The following is a 15,157-nucleotide window of genomic DNA, read 5'->3' as shown; positions in this document are numbered from 1 at the left end:
GTCAGGCCTGGAGGTCGACGACGACACGCGTCACGTCACCGCTGCGCATCGCCTTGAACCCCTCGTTGATCTCGCCGAACGGGATGACCTGCGTGACCATCTCGTCCAGCAGCAGCCGCCCCTGCTGGTAGAGGCGCGCGAGCTGGACGATGTCCTGGCGCACCTGACCCGATCCCATGTACGAGCCGATGAGGCGCTTCTCGCCGAAGAAGAAGTCCGACGCGGGCACCCTGAGCTCGGTGCCCTCCGGGGCGATGCCCACCAGGCACGCGGTGCCGGTCGCCCGCACCACCGAGAGCGCCGTGGCCGCGGTGCGCGCCGAGCCGACGGCCTCGAACGAGTAGTCGACCCCGTCGCCCAGCAACTTCCGGACCTCCGCGGCGACGTCCTCGACGCTCCCGTTCACGACGTGCGTCGCGCCGTAACCGCGCGCGGCCTCGAGTCGTGCCTCGTCCAGGTCGATCGCGACGACGGCCGAGGCCCCCGCCAGTCTGGCTCCCTGGACGATGGCCGACCCGACGCCGCCGCAGCCGATCACCGCCACCGTGCTTCCCGGACGCACCCGGGCGCCGCGGAAGACGGCGCCGACGCCGGTGATGACACAGCACGCCAGGAGACACCCCACGTGCAGCGGCACCGCGTCGTCCAGCTTCACCAGCGCGTTCTCCCGCATGAGGGTGTGCCGCGAGAACGCGCCGACGTCGCCGAGCCGCTCGACCGGCTTGCCGTCTGCCAGCCGGAAGGCGGGACGCGGGCGACGACGGACCTCCGCCACGCGCTGACACTGCGTCGACCGGCCGGCCTCACAGTTGACGCACCGGCCGCACGACGGCGTCAGCGCCCCCACCACGCGGTCGCCGACACGCAGCCCGGTCACCGCGGAGCCGGTCGCCTCGACCACACCGGCCACCTCGTGACCCACCACCATCGGCAGGTCGGTCGGCACCGTGCCGGTCATGTAGTGCAGGTCGCTGTGGCACAGGCCCACGTGCGAGACCGCGACGCGCACCTCGTCGGGCTCGGGATCGTCCACCTGGATCGCGGTCATCTCGAGCGGTTCGTTCACCGCGGTGAGCACCGCGGCCTCCGTGTCGATCACGTCTTCTCCTCTGTCGTTCCTTGCGGAAGGGGCCGTACCGGCCCCTGTCCGGAGCTACTTGCCGGCGCCCTTCGCGGTCCAGAAGCCTTCGACGCCCGCCCTGAACACCCCGCTCTCCCAGGCCTTCCGCGCGGCGGCGTCCTCACGGGCGAAGGCCTGCTCGATCTCGTCGAGCCGCGGCCGCAGGAGCGCGAGGTGGAGCGCCGTCGTGTTGTGCTCCGGCGTCCACTCGGCGACCAGGTCGACGGCACGGTCGACCAGTTCGCCGGGCGCGACGATCTCGTCCAGGAGACCGATCCGCAGGGCCTCCTCGGCCCCGATCCGCGGCGAGCCGAGGACCATGCGCATCGCGTGGCTCCGGACGATCCGGGCCAGCAGCAGGCTCGACGCGTTCGAGATCGTGATGCCCCGGCCGTTCTCCGGCTGGTAGTACTCCGCCGCCGGGCTACCGATCCGTGCGTCGCAGCAGAGGGTGATCTCCGAGGCTCCGCCCACCGCGAGACCGTTCACGGCCGCGATGACGGGGACCCGTGTCTCCACGATGGCGCGGGTGATGTCGTGGAAGGTCTCGAACGCCTCCCGCATCTCGTCGTACGAGGCGGGCGGCGCCTGAAGGTCCTCGCCGGCGGAGAACGCCCGGCCCTCACCGGTGAGCACGATTCCGCGCACGTTCTCGCCGGACCCGAACTTCCTGACGAGGTAAGCGAGTCGCCGACGCGTGGCGACGTCCATGGCGTTCAGCTTCTCCGGCCGGCGCAGGGTCAGCACCGCCACGCCCCGTACGACGTCGACGTCGAGGACGTCCGCGGACGATGCGGCGGGCGAGCCCGCCGAGCCGCGCCGGGCGCCCAGATCGAAGGTGACGCCGGGCTCGGCCGCGGCGCGGGCCTTGAGCGCCGGCTTGGACACGCGCTCGGACGGCGTCCGCGGGAAGCCGGCGACGAACTCCACGTAGCGCGGCACCTTGAAACGGGCGAGCTGTCGGCCGGCCCGGTCGACGAGCCGCGCGGCGGTCGTACGGTCCGCCCGCACCCCGGCGGCGAGTTGGACGAAGGCCTTGACCTCTTCACCGAAGGTCTCGTCGGGCTCGGCGACGACGGCGGCGGCCATGACCTCCTCGTCACGTTCGAGAGCGGCCTCGACCTCGGCGCTCGCGATGTTCTCGCCGCCGCGACGCACCATGTCCTTGATCCGGCCGACCAGATGAACGCCCCCCTCCGGCCGGCGGACGACGACGTCGCCGGTGTGCAGCCAGCCGTCCCGCAGCACGCGGGCGGTGTCCTCCGGACGGTTCCAGTAGCCGAGCATCATCGGCCTGCCCGAGACGATCAGCTCACCGGGCTCGCCGTCGGGCAGGTCGACTCCCTGCGGATCGACCACCCGGACCCGTTTCGTCGGCACCGGAAGCCCCAGGCTCCCGCTCCCCACGGAACTCGCGTCCTCGACGGAACCGAACAGGTCGACGCCGGTCTCGGTCATGCCGTAGATCTCCCGCCACGGCGCGCCCCAGCGTTCCTCCAGCCGCGCGTGGATCCCGACCGGGATGCCCGAACAGAGCACCAGGCGCAGCCGGTTGTCCAGGTCGTCGGGGTGCGGCGGTTGCTTGAAGAGCAGCGTCGGCATGGACCCGAGCACATAGAAGAAGGTGGCGCGGTGACGGCGGACGTCGGCGAAGAAGCCCGACGCGGAGAACCGGGGCAGCACGACCAGCGGGGCCCCGATCGTCAGGGCGAGCGCGGTGTTCCACTGCGGATCCATGTAGGAGAACGGCTGAGCGGTGAGCAGGACGTCGTCGGACCCGAGGCCGGTCACCGCGGCGCAGGTCCAGCCCAGCCGCACCCAGTAGTCGTGGGTGAGCATGCACGCCTTGGGGAAACCGGTGGTGCCCGAGGTGTACTGCAGGTTCGCCAGGGTCCCGGCGGTGGGGCGCACCGCCGGAGCGGTCGCCGGGAAGGACGCGGACCCGTCCGCGGCGACGTCGACGACGCGCAGGCCCGTCAGATCGGTCTCGGCGTCGGCGACTTCCTTCAGAAGACCCGCCCGCTCGTGATCGGTGAACACGACCCGGGCTCCCGAGTCCCGCAGGAGGAAGGCGAGGTCAGCCCGCTTGTACGAGGAGTTGACCGGTACCGCCACAGCGCCGGACTTCAGCGCGGCCAGCCACACGACCGGCCAGTGCACGATGTTCGGGAGCATGATCGCGACACGGTCGCCGGGCTGGACGCCGTCCACCTCGATCAGCCGATGTGCCAGCCTGGAGGTCCAGGCGTCGATCTCGGCAAAGGTCCAGGACGCGTCGCCGAAGCGCAGGAACTCCCGATCGGGTGATCGCCGAGCGCGCTCGGCCAGCAACCCGGTCAGCGTCGCGATGGACGGGTCCTCTCCCATCCGCTCGGGCCTGACGGCCGGCTGCGGACGGCGAGAGGCCGCGTCTCCCTCTCGCTGGGACGTTTCCTTCACGACCACGACTGCTCCCCGGCCCCGGCAGGGCTCTGCTCACGTCGGTTCGGCTTCGCGTCGGCCGACTCGTTGTGGCGGTGCAGGGCGCGGTAGGCGAAGTAGTACGTGAACATCTGGAATCCCCAGGTGCTCAGCGCGCCGATGTAGAAGAGGGTGTGTGCCGCGTCGTCGCCCGGAACGTGCACGAAGTCGTACGTCCAGGCGATGACGCATGCGGCGGCGGTCGCCAGGATCACGCCGAGGGCCGCTCCCTTCGCGCCGATCGCCCAGAGCCGCCTCGCGAAGTAGATCAGGAACAGGGTGGTCAGGACATTGACCACGATGAGGAAGATCGCGGCCCCCACGCCGAGCCGCTCACTGAAGAACAGCAGGAAGACTCCGACCACGGCGGCGAACGCGAACACCCCGACGTCCGTCCCCAGGGACGGCTTGTACCGATGCGTCACCTGCATCAGCCCCATGACGAGGATCAGCGTGATGCCGACCGACCGGGAGAACTGGTCGAAGAAGTACGCGACGGTGTACATGGGACTCTTCTCGTCGGCGCCCACGAGCGCGTAGACGAGGAAGTTCGACCCGGAGGTGGCGACGATGATCCATTCGAGCCCGAGAAGATAGTTCTTGAAGTTCCGAATGAATTTCCACCCGAAGGTGAACCCGACGACGATCATCCAGACGTCGGCGAGAAGGAAAAGCAGGTCTCTGAGTGCCATTTTCCTCGGTTCCTTGATCTTCGTCAGAGCGTGGTGGGCAGGCCGGCGTCGAGGGAGGTGTAGTCGTCGCGCTTGAGCAGGTCCATGGGGTCGGACATCTGGCCGGCGACCTCGGTCCAGCCGAGGTAGTGCTCCGACGACCAGTCGAGGGCTCGCTGGATCTCTTCCGGGAGCCTCCGGATCTGCTCCAGGCTGTACGCGAGGAAGTGGTTCTCCTCCGTGCGCAGGAAGGCGAGGTCCCAGCCCATCGAAAGCCCGAGACGATGGGTGTCCGTGGTCGTGTTCTCGCCGCCGCCGTGATAGGTCGATCCGATCCAGATGAGCGCGGAACCCGCCCTCATCTCGGTGGGGACCGCCTCCTCGCGCCGGGGCGCCCGGTGGTCGTCCCAGAGGTGCGACCCGGGAATCACCAGCGTCCCGCCGTTCTCGGCGGTGAAGTCGCTGACCGCGACCATGATCTGCACCCGGGCTTCGCGCCGGTGGTCCGCATGCCGCCACAACCAGACGGAATCGTCGCGGTGGAGCGGCTGCGCGCCCTGGCCGGGGCCGATCTTGATGGCCATCGTGGCCCCGATGTGCATTCCCGCGGGATGCGGCACCGCGTCCTCTCCGAAGAAGACGTCGATCGGCTTGTCGAGGATGAGCTCGGCGACTCGGTGGTACAGCGGGTTGAGTGCCACGGTGACCATGTGCTCGGTCTTCGCGAACAGGCCGCTCGCCCGGCGCGTGCGGTTGCCGGCGAACACCTCGTCGTACCCCGTCTCCACCGCGTCGAGCACGGGATCCAGGTCGGCCCTGAGGCCCTGGATCGTCGCCTCGTCGAACAGCCCTTCGACGATCACCCCGCCGTCTCGCAGGATGATCTCGACCGCCTCTTCGGGGGGCGTGTCGGCAGCGATGCGGGCGAGTGCTGGGTTCGGCATAGCCATTCCTCCAGTCGATGCCGGCGACAGCATCGGGTCTTCGCGAGGGGATGAGGGTCATGCTGCTTCATCTTGGTCATGCGATCAAGTCATCTGACCAAGTATTTCGGCCGGGGTTGTGAGGCCGGTCGATGTGGACAAACCGCCTGGTAGCCTGGGCGTCGACTTGATCAAACGTCCAACTTCGACAGGGGGCAGATGTGGCACGCGTGCCGGCGGCCGAGCGACGCAACGACCTGGTGAACGCCGCCATCCAAGTGATCGCGAGCCACGGCGTCGACGGTGCGACGACCCGCCGTATCGCCGAGCAGGCGAACGCCCCGCTGGCCACGCTGCACTACTGCTTCCAGACCAAGGAGCTGCTGTTCGCAGCCGTTTTCGAGAGGTTGGCGGAGCGGTACCGCGAGATTCTGATCGAGAACGATGTGCACGGAGACCTCGTCGCGACCGCGCGTGCGATCCTCCGCGGACTCCTGAACTGGTATCTCGAGTCCGATTCGGAATTCGCGTCCGCGAGCTTCGAGCTGATCAGCTGGGCACAGCGTCAGGAAGAACACCCGGCGGTGACCGTGTACAACGAGGCGTTCAACGTCGTGCGGTCGATCCTCGCGCGAGCCGCCGCCGGACAGGACGTCGCGCCCGAGACGATCGACCAGATCGGCTATGTCCTCGGTACCCTTTCGGATGGCTTCGTCGTGAACTGGCTGACCTATGCCGACCGGTCCCGAGCCGCCGGGCAGGCAGAGATCGTCGTCGACGTGTTCGATGCCTGGCTGGCCGCGAAGCTCGCCTGATCACGGACCTCGGACGGCCCCTGACCGGGCCCGAGCGGCGTCTGCCCGCCGGCGACGCGCTGACGCGCTCGGGTCGACCTCGTCACAGGCGCTTGACGGCTTCCTCGACGATCCACGTCATCGTCGGATCGTCGCTCTCCATCCATTCCGGGTGCCACTGGACTCCCAGAACCGGTGCGTCCGGAAGCTCCACCGCCTCGACCACACCGTCGGCCGTCCGGCCCGTGACGAGGAGCCCCGTGCCGCAGCGATCGACGGCCTGGTGGTGCCACGAGTTGGTGACGGCCCGCGCTCCGAACAATCCCGCCACGATCGAGCCGGCCTCGAAGGTCACGACGTGATCGTCCGTACCGTCGGTGAGCGCGGCCTCCTGCGACAGATGCCGCACCTCGCCGGGCGGAAGGTCGGCGACGAGCGTGCCGCCGAGCGCGACGTTGAGGACCTGCATGCCCCGGCACACGGCGAGCACCGGAATCCCCCGGTCGAGCGCGGCACGTACGAGCGCGAGCTCGTACCTGTCCCGCTCGATGTCGTGGACCATCGGGTCCGCACGCGGGTCCACGTCGCGGACCACGGAGGGATCCCCTCCCCAGCACGCAGGATGCAGGTCCTGCCCGCCGGTGACGACGACGCCGCCCAGCCAATGACAGACCGCCTCCGGGTCCGTCTCGTACGAGAGGTGCACGGGGAGGCCGCCGGCCCGCGCGATCCGGATCGCGTAGTCGGACATGTAGCTGTCGGTGCAGCGCTCGCCGTACCGGCGGTCCGCACCCCTGATGAGGTCGAGCCGGATCCGTCGGCCGGTGATGCCGATCAGCGGCCGCACCGCGGTCGGCGTGTCGTCCGTCGCGCTCACGGCAGTTCGAAGTATCGGGCGGACTCCCACGCGGAGAGTTCGGAGAACGGATCCCCGCCCGCGGTGTGGAACTGCATCCACTCCCACCGGCGCGATCCGACCCAGTAGTCCACGAACTCGGCACCGAGGAGGTCGCGAAGGATCGGGTCCGCCTCGAGCGCCGCGGCGGCCTTCGTGATGGTGTCCGGCAGCCGGGTGATCTCCCCGGGCGGCATGCACCACGCCATCTCGGCGACCGGCTCCGGCGGTTCGATCTTGCGCTCCAGGCCCGCGACCACACCGGCCAGCACGCCGGCCAGCGCGAGGTACAGGTTCGCGTCGGCGCCGGGGACCCGGTACTCCAGGCGGGAGTACGTGGGGTGCCCGCACACCGCCCGGATCGCGGTGGTCTTGTTGCTGATGCCCCAGGTGGCGGTGACCGGCGGCCCGCTGAGGTCCACCAGGCGCCGGTACGAGGTGATCTGCGGGAGCACGATCGAGGTGTTGCCCTCGATGGTCGCGAGCAGACCGCCGACGGCATGGCGCATCGCCTCCGACGGAGCCTCCTCCGCGTAGAACGCGTTGACGCCGTCGCGCTGGAGGGACAGGTTGATGTGCGAGGCCTGCCCGTAGCCCGCGGTGGGCTTGGCCATGAAGGTGACCGTGTGGCCGAGGTCGAACGCGACCTCGCGCATGATCTGGCGGGTCCGCGCCCAGGCGTCGCAAACCGTGATCGGGTCGCCGGGCGCCAGGTTGATCTCGATCTGGCCGGCGGCGTCCTCGTCGCTCCAGGCCTCCCACTCGATCCCGACCGCGTCGAGCCGGTCGGCGACGGCGTTCATGTAACCGGTCCAGTCCTTGGACTTCGCCAGGTGGTAGGCCGTACCCGCGCTTCCGCCGAGCGGGGTCAGATCGCGGTATCCGCGGGCGCGTGCCTCGTGGATGGACTCCTCGAAGACGGTCGCCTCGATCTCGACGGCGACGGTCGCGGTGAAGCCGAGCGAGGCGAGCCGGTCGATCATCTTCTTCGTCAGGTTGCGCGGACAGATCGGGACCGGCGTGCCGTCCTTCAGCCAGTAGTCGCCGATCACGGCGTCGAGGCCCGGCTTCCACTCGACCCGGGTCGAGATGTCGGGGCGGAAGTAGACGTCGTCCAGATGTCCGCGCCAGTCGGGATAGGCGAAGCCGAAGGCCGGTGCGTTGCCGAGGTCGAGGCCGAACAGGAGGTCGGCGAAGGCGAAACCCGAGTCCATGCCCGAGGCGAACTTCTTCGGCGCCAGGGTCTTGCCGAGGAACGAGCCCTCGTGGTTCGTCGCCTCGATCCGGACGGCCCGAGTCGTGGCGCCCGGGGCGTCAACTCCCGTGACGGGCTGGGCGAGTTCAGACATCGTAACGAACCTTCCGGGATGCGCCGACCATGACCGACAGCTGGGAGAGGGTGCCCTGGATCCCGAGCGCACCCGTGGAGAGAACGGCGAGGAGGTCGTCGGCTCCGGAGAACACGCCGGCGAGTGTCTCGGGGGCTCCGGCGATGAGGTAATGGGTCGTGCCGTCGCCGAGCACGACCTGCTCCAGGCCTTCGGGGCCTTCGGTGACCGCGATGAGCACGTCCGGAATCCCCGGTACGGACCGTGCGGCGGTCCAGAAGTGTTCGGCGGCCGTCTGCCAGTCCGGCACCGGCGGCGACAGCGCGAGCAGCGCGTCCGCGGCGAGCTCGGCGTCGCCCGACGGGGCGTCGGCGGGTGCGAACCGGGCGTTCAGGTCGACGACGATCGTGGCATCGGGTTCGACGAGGACTCCGCTCGAGACCTCGATGACGCCTCCGGCGAAGGCGATCGTCGCCGCCTGCGGCGTCTCGTGGGACCGGATCGCCACCGTGGCGGCCGGCTTCCGCAGCGCCTGGAGCGCATGGCCCGCGCGGGCGGAATCCCGCAGGGTGCGGCCGATCAGCCGGACGAGGGGAGTGGCATCGTCCTCGATCCTTACGTCGACATCTGTGGCCGTCGCTGCGCCGGACACCGCAGGGGCCGTCGTGGTTTCGGTCATCCTCCAGTCCTTTCGACTTCGGGAGATCACGCGCGCCGCGAATCGGCCGCTTCCGATCTCGGATGGATCGTGATCATCATGGTCAGTTGACTAGATCAGGTGACTAGGATGGTGGGGTACAGGTCGCGACCTGTCAATGACTTCGGGGAGGCCCCACAGTGAATGAAGTGAATCCCTCGCACTGGGACCGACTGGACGCCGATGCGCGGTACGCGGCGCAGGTCATCGCCGCAACCCTCAAGAAGCCCGTACGGGAACTGGGTGCGAAGACGGCACGGAAGCTCCTGGCGACCCCGCCGTCGGAGCAGCCGGTCACCCCTCTCGACCGGGTCGAACGCCTGACCCTGCCGGCCCGCTCCGGTGAGCTCCGCGCACGCCTCTACCACCCGGACGGCACGCCGCCGTCCGCCGGACCGCGCCCGGCGCTGGTCTATCTGCACGGTGGCGGCTTCGTCCTCGGCACCCTCGACGGAGTGGACGAGGTCTGTCGCGCGATCACCGCCCGATCCGGATGGGCGGTGTTCTCCCTGGAGTACCGACTCGCGCCGGAGAACCCCTATCCGGCCGCGCTCGACGACTGTCTCGACGCGTTCACCTGGTTGCGCCGATCGGCATCCGGGTTCGGTGTCGATCCGCACATGATCGCCGTCGGGGGAGATTCCGCCGGCGGCAATCTCGCAGCCGCGCTGTGTCTCAAGCTCCGGGATCTCGGGCTCGCCCGCCCCGTGTCCCAGGTGCTCGTCTACCCCGCCGTCGACGATGCGTTCGCCACCCCGTCCTGGACGGAGTTCGCTGACGCACCCCTGTTGACCAGTGCGGATGCTCGCTGGTTCTGGGAGCAGTACCTGGGCCCGGACCATGGGGGAGCGGCCGATCACTACGCGGCCCCGATGCGTGCCGAATCACTGCGGGATCTCCCTCCGGCGCTCGTTCTCACCGCCGAGGTCGACCCGCTTCGCGACGACGCCGAGGCGTATGCCGAGAGGCTGCGGCGTGACGGAGTGGAGGTCACCGTGACCCGCTGTGCCGGTGTCTTCCACGGCTTCTTCACCGAAGTGGGCGTGTTCGCCAGGACGGACGAGGCGATCTCGCAGGTGGTGCGCCACCTGCGAGGCGTCGCCGGCGCCTGAGCGGGCGCAGCCGGGGCGAACCGACTCGCGTTCGACTGTTGACGGCACCCGGACCCATGGCTAAATTCCGTTGGTCATACGACTAAGTCGTTTGACTGAGACGTGCGCTCCGATGCGCCGAGGGGCGAAAGGCCCCCGCCGAGGCGAAGCCCTGACGGCCAGATGTCATCCGCATTTCGACTACCCGAAGGCATACGCATGACTGGGACTGCTCTACCCCCCACACCCGTCGTCGACCTCCTCTGTGTCGGTGCGGGATTCTCAGGCCTCTACGCGGCCCACAAGGTCGTCGAGAAGGGCTGGACGTTCGCAGGATTCGAGCTCGCGCCCGATGTCGGCGGCACCTGGTTCTGGAACACGTACCCCGGCGCCCGGTGCGACGTCGAGAGCATCTACTACTCCTACTCGTTCAGTCAGGAGCTTCTGCAGGAGTGGACATGGAGCGAGCGCTTCGCTCCGCAGGCCGAGATCCTGAGCTACATCAACCACGTCGCGGACCGCTTCGACCTGCGCAGGCACTTCACCTTCAACACCAAGGTGACTTCCGCGACCTGGCTCCCGGACGAGCGGCTCTGGGAGGTGACCCTCGAATCCGGCGAGACCCGGCGGGGCCGTCACCTGCTCGCCGCCTCGGGCGGCCTCTCGACGCCCAAGGACTTCGACGTGCCGGGCCTGGAGAACTTCACCGGAACCACGGTCTCGACGAGCCGGTGGAACATTCCGCTGAGCGACCTGGCGGGCAAGCGCGTTGCCGTGATCGGCACCGGGTCGTCCGCGGTGCAGTGCATTCCGCTTATCGCCGAGGTCGCCGAGCACCTCACCGTGTTCCAGCGCACCCCCAACTACGTGTTCCCCGCCCGCAACGCCCCGCTGCCGGCGGACTACGTCGACGAGATCAAGAGCAACTACACGGCGATCCGTGAGGAGTGCCGCCACTCGCTCGGTGGCATCCCGGACCGCATCCCGGACGCCGCGGCGTTCGACGTCTCCGACGAGGAACGGCGTGAGCGCTACGAGCGGGCCTATGTGCGCAGCGGATTCAACGGCGTCGGCAGCGAGTTCTCCGATCTGCTGACCGATCCGAGGGCCAACGAGACCGCCGCGGAGTTCGTGCGGGAGAAGATCCGCCAGATCGTCCACGACCCGAAGACCGCCGCCGTCCTGGAACCGCGCTTCCACCCGCTCGGCGCCAAGCGCAGCTGCTTCGGCACCGACTACTACGAGACCTTCAACCGCCCCGATGTCTCGGTGGTCTCCCTGCGCGACGAGCCGATCGACACCATGACGAGCGGCAGCATCGTCACAAGGGGCGGCTCCTACGAGGTCGACGCCATCGTGCTGGCGATCGGGTTCGACGCCTTCACCGGCCCGCTGTTCGCGCTGAACGTCTCCGCCCCGAAGGCCGGCAGGCTGCAGGACGCGTGGAGCGACGGAGTCCGGACGTACCTGGGCGTCATGGCCGCCGGGTTCCCCAACTTCTTCATGATCGCCGGACCGCAGAGCCCCGCGCTCGCGAGCAACGTCGTGGTCACGATCGAGCAGGCCGTCGACTGGATCACCGAGCTGATCGGGCACGCCAAGGCCGTGGGGGCCGACGTCATCGAGCCGACGGCGGAAGCCCAGGAGGACTGGGTGAAGATCACCGAGAGCACGGTGAACCAGACGCTCTACGCGACCGCCGACTCCTGGTACCGGGGTTCGAACGTGGCCGGCAAGCCGACGACCTTCCTCGGTTACGTGGGCGGTGTCGGCAAGTACCGCCGAATGTGTACCGAGCTCGCCAAGCGCGGCTACCCGGGCATCGAGCTCGACGGCGAGACCGTCGGCCGCCGCCTCGGCCGCATCGACAGGGAGATCGCATGAAGGTCGTGCACCAGCGCTACGTCGCCCATTCCGAGGCGCACTACGCGGGGAACCTCGTCGACGGGGCCTTCGGGCTGAAGCTCTTCGGAGACGCCGGAACGCACCTGGCGATCAGCATCGACGGCCACGAGAGCCTGTTCGCCGGATACGCGTCGGTCGAGTTCCTCGCCCCGGTCCGCGGCGGCGACGTGGTCGAGGCCGAGGCGCGCCTGGCGTCGAAGGGGAGGCGCAGCCGGACCGTCGACTTCGAGCTGCGGATCATCTGCAGGTCCGTCGACGACAGCGGCCGGGCCGAGGTGCTGGCGGAACCCATCGTGGCCACTCGGGCGCGAGGGACGGCCGTCGTGCCGACCGACGCCGCGACGACGGCACCGTGACCGTCGGGGGTGGCGTCGGCCGGCGCCGGCGGTCCGAGACGCACCACGACACGTAGCCGGGCACGGCGGCGTGAAGCAGTTCACGGCGGTGGGCCCGAAGGCCTACCGCCGCACCGGTAGAGGCCGTCCGGGTACCGACGGGACCCAGTCCCGACCGGGCGGTTGTCAGATGCGTGCCGCCCGCCGATTCCGGCGGCAGGCCGTAGCGATGCATGGGTGGTCCCGCAAACAACCACTTCGGAGACTGACATGACGGAGATCAACGAATCGGTTGGCCTGGCAAGGGAGTTGACACCGCGCAGCGCGCCGCGGAGGGGGGCACTCATCGCAGTCGGCGCCCTGCTCGTCATCCTGACCAACGCGATCATGTTCATCCTGCCCCCGCTCCTGCCGATCGTCCAGACGCAGTACGGGCTCGCCACCGTGTCCGCCACCATGTGGATCTTCACTCTGCTCACGCTGGGGGGAGGTGCGGGCTACATCCTGCTTCCGCGACTCGCCGACGTGTCCGGCGATCGCAACGCGTCCGTGTTCGCCTCCGGGTGTCTTACCGTCGGAGCGCTCATCCCGGCCGTGGGCGACTCGTACCCGGCCCTGCTCATAGGGTCCACGGTCATGGGCTTCGGCAGTGCGGCCCAACTGCTGCCCCTGGGCTTCCTACGGCGGAACCTGGGGGAGGAGGGGATCGTCACGGCGGTCCGTGTTTTGGTCGTCGCATCGGGAATCGGAATTGTCGTGGGCATGATCGGCGGTGGGCTCATCGTCGAGACCCTGTCGCTGCGCACGTTCTTCTGCATCCTCGCCGCGGCGTGCGGGGCGACGACGATCGCTTCGTTCGCGGTCATCCCCCATTTCCCGCCGGCCGAGTCCGGCGCTCGCATCGGCCTGCTCGGCACGGTGTGGTTGATCACCTGGGTCGGGGCGGTGCTGCTGACTCTGACGCAGGGCCTGGTGTGGGGCGCCGCGGCCGTCATCCCGTTGATCGCCGGTGTCGTCGGTGGAGTCCTGTGGGTGCGTGTCGAGCGCAGGTCCTCGGCGGCGGTGTTCGACGTGGCGCTGCTGAAGTTGCCCCTCGTCACCGTGGCGTGCCTGTCGATGGCGGTGTTCGGTGCCGTGAACGCGGCCTTCCTGCTGCTGCTCAGCACGTACAGCCAGGTCGTTCCCTCCTCCCTCCCGCCCGGGGACGCGTACGGTCTCGGGCGCACCGCGCTGCAGACGGGCTGGCTCATGGTGCCCTTCGCGGTGATGTTCGTGGTGGGCGGCAAGGTGGTCGACCGCCTGGTCGCCAAGGGGCGCGGTGCTTCCGTGCTCGTGATGGGGGCGCTCCTCAGCGCCGTGGGACTCGCCTGGCTCGCGCTGGCCCACGACCGCCCGTGGCACTACCTCGTGGGCGCCGGTGTGATCGGCCTCGGGTGCAGCATGGGATACGCGGCCGGTTTCAGCATCGCCCAGATGGCGGTGCCCGAGGAAAAGGCCGGGATGGCCGCGGGTGCGGCCGGCACCGCCATGGCGATCGGCATCGCATTCGGATCAGCACTGATCACCGGCGTGCTGAGCGCCTCGGTCGTCTCCGTTCCCGGAACGGACGTCGAGGTCGCCGAGCAGAGCCTCTACGGCACGAGCTACTGGATCTCGACCGGCCTGGCCATGCTGATCGTGGTCGCCGTGCTCATCTCGCGAGCGCGCAACGGCCGGCGCGTGCCCGCCGCGGCCTCCTAGGCCGGCCGCGATTCCCGATGGAGGTGTCGGCGTGTCGACGGGCGATCCGTCGGCACCTCCACAAAGTCGGCGTCGAACGCCGGGAGTCGCGCAGCCGGCGCAGGCTTCGCGGAGGCCGGACGGCGGCGGCCGAGCGCTCTGACAGGGAGTCCCACCTGGCACACGTCGCAGAAACCGCCCCAAGGCGTCCAGTGGAACCGACTCGTACGGAACGGGGCATGGGTGCGGGATGAAGGGGTAGGGGACGCGTCGTCGGCCGTTTCGGCAGGCAGCAGCGGTTGGCTCGACTTTTGGGAGGGGAACAATATGGCGCTCATGAGCACCCCGGTGGTGGACACGCGGACGGCCCGGTTGCCGGAGGTCGCCGACCCTTCCCGGGTGGCGCCGAAGGACGCCCGCGAGCTGTCGCGGTTGTTCTTCGATCAGCTCGCGGTGCTGGAGGAGGGAACGCCGGAGTACAGCTACGCTCGTAACACGCTGATCGAGATGAACATGTCCTTGGTCCGGTACGCGGCCGGCCGGTTCCGCAGCCGGGGTGCCGAGGAGATGGAAGACATCGTCCAGGTCGGCATGATCGGCCTGATCAAGGCGATCGACCGGTTCGAGCTCGCCCGGGAGGTGGAGTTCACCTCCTTTGCCATCCCTTACATCGTGGGCGAGATCAAGCGGTTCTTCCGCGACACCACCTGGGCCGTGCACGTGCCGCGTCGGCTGCAGGAAGCCCGCGTCCAGCTCGCCCGCGCCACGGAGGAACTCCGCAGTCGTCTCGGCCGCACGCCGACGACCAGGGAACTGTCGGAGCTGATGAGCCTGCCCGAGGACGAGGTGCGGGAGGCCCGCCTGGCCGCCAACGGCTACAACTCCTCCTCCCTGGACGCCGCCCTCAGCGGCGGCGAGGACGGCGAGAGCGCCCTCCAGGACTTCATCGGCAGCGAAGACCAGGCGCTGGAACTCGTCGAGGACTTCCACGCCCTGGCCCCGCTGATCGCCGAGCTCGGCGAGCGGGACCGGCAGATCATCCACATGCGGTTCGTGGAGGAACTCACCCAGGCCCAGATCGGGGAACACCTCGGCGTCTCCCAGATGCACGTCTCCCGGCTCCTGTCGCGCACACTCGCCCGGCTGCGCGAAGGCATGCTCACCCAGCACTGAGCCCGGCGACCGCCGCCCCGGGAAGCCCGCCGCACACGCGGCGGGC

Annotated in this window: 13 protein-coding genes; 6 read left to right on the top strand and 7 right to left on the bottom strand. The window is 69.3% G+C overall.

The genetic code is table 11. The features are described 5' to 3' along the window. Nucleotide 1 precedes the first annotated feature (1 nt). The 4 genes from OG448_RS04265 to OG448_RS04250 all read right to left on the bottom strand — a co-directional run bounded on the left by OG448_RS04265 (nucleotide 2) and on the right by OG448_RS04250 (nucleotide 5,195). A complete protein-coding gene (locus OG448_RS04265; RefSeq protein WP_405551588.1) occupies nucleotides 2-1,099 on the bottom strand; it encodes a Zn-dependent alcohol dehydrogenase in 1,098 nt (365 codons plus the stop codon). 54 nt (nucleotides 1,100-1,153) lie between these two features. Beyond that, the gene (locus OG448_RS04260) at nucleotides 1,154-3,487 is read right to left on the bottom strand and encodes an AMP-binding protein (protein WP_405551587.1); all 2,334 of its coding nucleotides are present in this window, start codon (nucleotides 3,485-3,487) and stop codon (nucleotides 1,154-1,156) included. A 68-nt stretch (nucleotides 3,488-3,555) separates the two neighbouring features. Continuing rightward, the gene (locus tag OG448_RS04255; RefSeq protein ID WP_405551586.1) at nucleotides 3,556-4,272 is read right to left on the bottom strand and encodes a transporter; all 717 of its coding nucleotides are present in this window, start codon (nucleotides 4,270-4,272) and stop codon (nucleotides 3,556-3,558) included. A 23-nt stretch (nucleotides 4,273-4,295) separates the two neighbouring features. Beyond that, nucleotides 4,296-5,195 (bottom strand): phytanoyl-CoA dioxygenase family protein, encoded by a 900-nt coding sequence (locus OG448_RS04250; protein WP_405551585.1) that lies wholly within the window; start codon nucleotides 5,193-5,195, stop codon nucleotides 4,296-4,298. 200 nt (nucleotides 5,196-5,395) lie between these two features. On the opposite strand from OG448_RS04250, the gene OG448_RS04245 reads away from it, so the two are divergent. Beyond that, nucleotides 5,396-5,989 carry a TetR/AcrR family transcriptional regulator gene (locus OG448_RS04245; RefSeq protein ID WP_405551584.1) on the top strand — a complete coding sequence of 198 codons (594 nt, stop codon included), beginning with the start codon at nucleotides 5,396-5,398 and terminating at the stop codon, nucleotides 5,987-5,989. 82 nt (nucleotides 5,990-6,071) lie between these two features. On the opposite strand, the gene OG448_RS04240 is transcribed toward OG448_RS04245, so the two are convergent. The 3 genes from OG448_RS04240 to OG448_RS04230 are packed head-to-tail and all read right to left on the bottom strand — an operon-like array spanning nucleotide 6,072 to nucleotide 8,870. Then, complete coding sequence (locus tag OG448_RS04240) at nucleotides 6,072-6,815, bottom strand: gamma-glutamyl-gamma-aminobutyrate hydrolase family protein (RefSeq protein WP_405551583.1); 744 nt, start codon at nucleotides 6,813-6,815, stop codon at nucleotides 6,072-6,074. A 26-nt stretch (nucleotides 6,816-6,841) separates the two neighbouring features. Then, on the bottom strand, nucleotides 6,842-8,212 hold the full coding sequence (locus tag OG448_RS04235) for a glutamine synthetase family protein (RefSeq protein ID WP_405551582.1): 1,371 nt from the start codon (nucleotides 8,210-8,212) through the stop codon (nucleotides 6,842-6,844). After that, nucleotides 8,205-8,870: a hypothetical protein gene (locus OG448_RS04230; RefSeq protein WP_405551581.1), complete on the bottom strand. Its 666-nt coding sequence runs from the start codon at nucleotides 8,868-8,870 to the stop codon at nucleotides 8,205-8,207. The genes OG448_RS04235 and OG448_RS04230 overlap by 8 nt, the downstream gene beginning before the upstream one ends. A gap of 167 nt (nucleotides 8,871-9,037) precedes the next feature. Between OG448_RS04230 and OG448_RS04225 the strand changes: the two genes are divergently transcribed. The 5 genes from OG448_RS04225 to OG448_RS04205 all read left to right on the top strand — a co-directional run bounded on the left by OG448_RS04225 (nucleotide 9,038) and on the right by OG448_RS04205 (nucleotide 15,111). After that, nucleotides 9,038-10,000: an alpha/beta hydrolase gene (locus OG448_RS04225; RefSeq protein WP_405551580.1), complete on the top strand. Its 963-nt coding sequence runs from the start codon at nucleotides 9,038-9,040 to the stop codon at nucleotides 9,998-10,000. A 198-nt stretch (nucleotides 10,001-10,198) separates the two neighbouring features. After that, nucleotides 10,199-11,863, top strand: coding sequence for a flavin-containing monooxygenase (locus OG448_RS04220; protein ID WP_405551579.1), 1,665 nt, complete (start codon nucleotides 10,199-10,201; stop codon nucleotides 11,861-11,863). Further along, nucleotides 11,860-12,240: a hotdog fold domain-containing protein gene (locus tag OG448_RS04215; RefSeq protein WP_405551578.1), complete on the top strand. Its 381-nt coding sequence runs from the start codon at nucleotides 11,860-11,862 to the stop codon at nucleotides 12,238-12,240. Before OG448_RS04220 ends, OG448_RS04215 begins: the two co-directional genes overlap by 4 nt. Nucleotides 12,241-12,489: 249 nt before the next feature. Then, nucleotides 12,490-13,959 (top strand): MFS transporter, encoded by a 1,470-nt coding sequence (locus OG448_RS04210; RefSeq protein WP_405551577.1) that lies wholly within the window; start codon nucleotides 12,490-12,492, stop codon nucleotides 13,957-13,959. A gap of 306 nt (nucleotides 13,960-14,265) precedes the next feature. Continuing rightward, nucleotides 14,266-15,111, top strand: coding sequence for an RNA polymerase sigma factor SigF (locus OG448_RS04205; RefSeq protein WP_405551576.1), 846 nt, complete (start codon nucleotides 14,266-14,268; stop codon nucleotides 15,109-15,111). Nucleotides 15,112-15,157 lie beyond the last annotated feature (46 nt).

Origin of the sequence: Streptomyces sp. NBC_01171 (assembly GCF_045039805.1) — a bacterium.
GTDB lineage: Bacteria > Actinomycetota > Actinomycetes > Streptomycetales > Streptomycetaceae > Streptomyces.
This window is presented reverse-complemented; position numbering and strand designations above follow the sequence as displayed.

What these genes read in the sequence shown, in the direction of transcription:
- OG448_RS04205 (WP_405551576.1), top strand. Translation starts at nt 14,266, where the DNA reads ATGGCGCTCATGAGCACCCCGGTGGTGGACACGCGGACGGCCCGGTTG.
- OG448_RS04260 (WP_405551587.1), bottom strand. Translation starts at nt 3,487, where the DNA reads ATGGGAGAGGACCCGTCCATCGCGACGCTGACCGGGTTGCTGGCCGAG.
- OG448_RS04235 (WP_405551582.1), bottom strand. Translation starts at nt 8,212, where the DNA reads ATGTCTGAACTCGCCCAGCCCGTCACGGGAGTTGACGCCCCGGGCGCC.
- OG448_RS04255 (WP_405551586.1), bottom strand. Translation starts at nt 4,272, where the DNA reads ATGGCACTCAGAGACCTGCTTTTCCTTCTCGCCGACGTCTGGATGATC.
- OG448_RS04230 (WP_405551581.1), bottom strand. Translation starts at nt 8,870, where the DNA reads ATGACCGAAACCACGACGGCCCCTGCGGTGTCCGGCGCAGCGACGGCC.
- OG448_RS04220 (WP_405551579.1), top strand. Translation starts at nt 10,199, where the DNA reads ATGACTGGGACTGCTCTACCCCCCACACCCGTCGTCGACCTCCTCTGT.
- OG448_RS04210 (WP_405551577.1), top strand. Translation starts at nt 12,490, where the DNA reads ATGACGGAGATCAACGAATCGGTTGGCCTGGCAAGGGAGTTGACACCG.
- OG448_RS04215 (WP_405551578.1), top strand. Translation starts at nt 11,860, where the DNA reads ATGAAGGTCGTGCACCAGCGCTACGTCGCCCATTCCGAGGCGCACTAC.
- OG448_RS04250 (WP_405551585.1), bottom strand. Translation starts at nt 5,195, where the DNA reads ATGCCGAACCCAGCACTCGCCCGCATCGCTGCCGACACGCCCCCCGAA.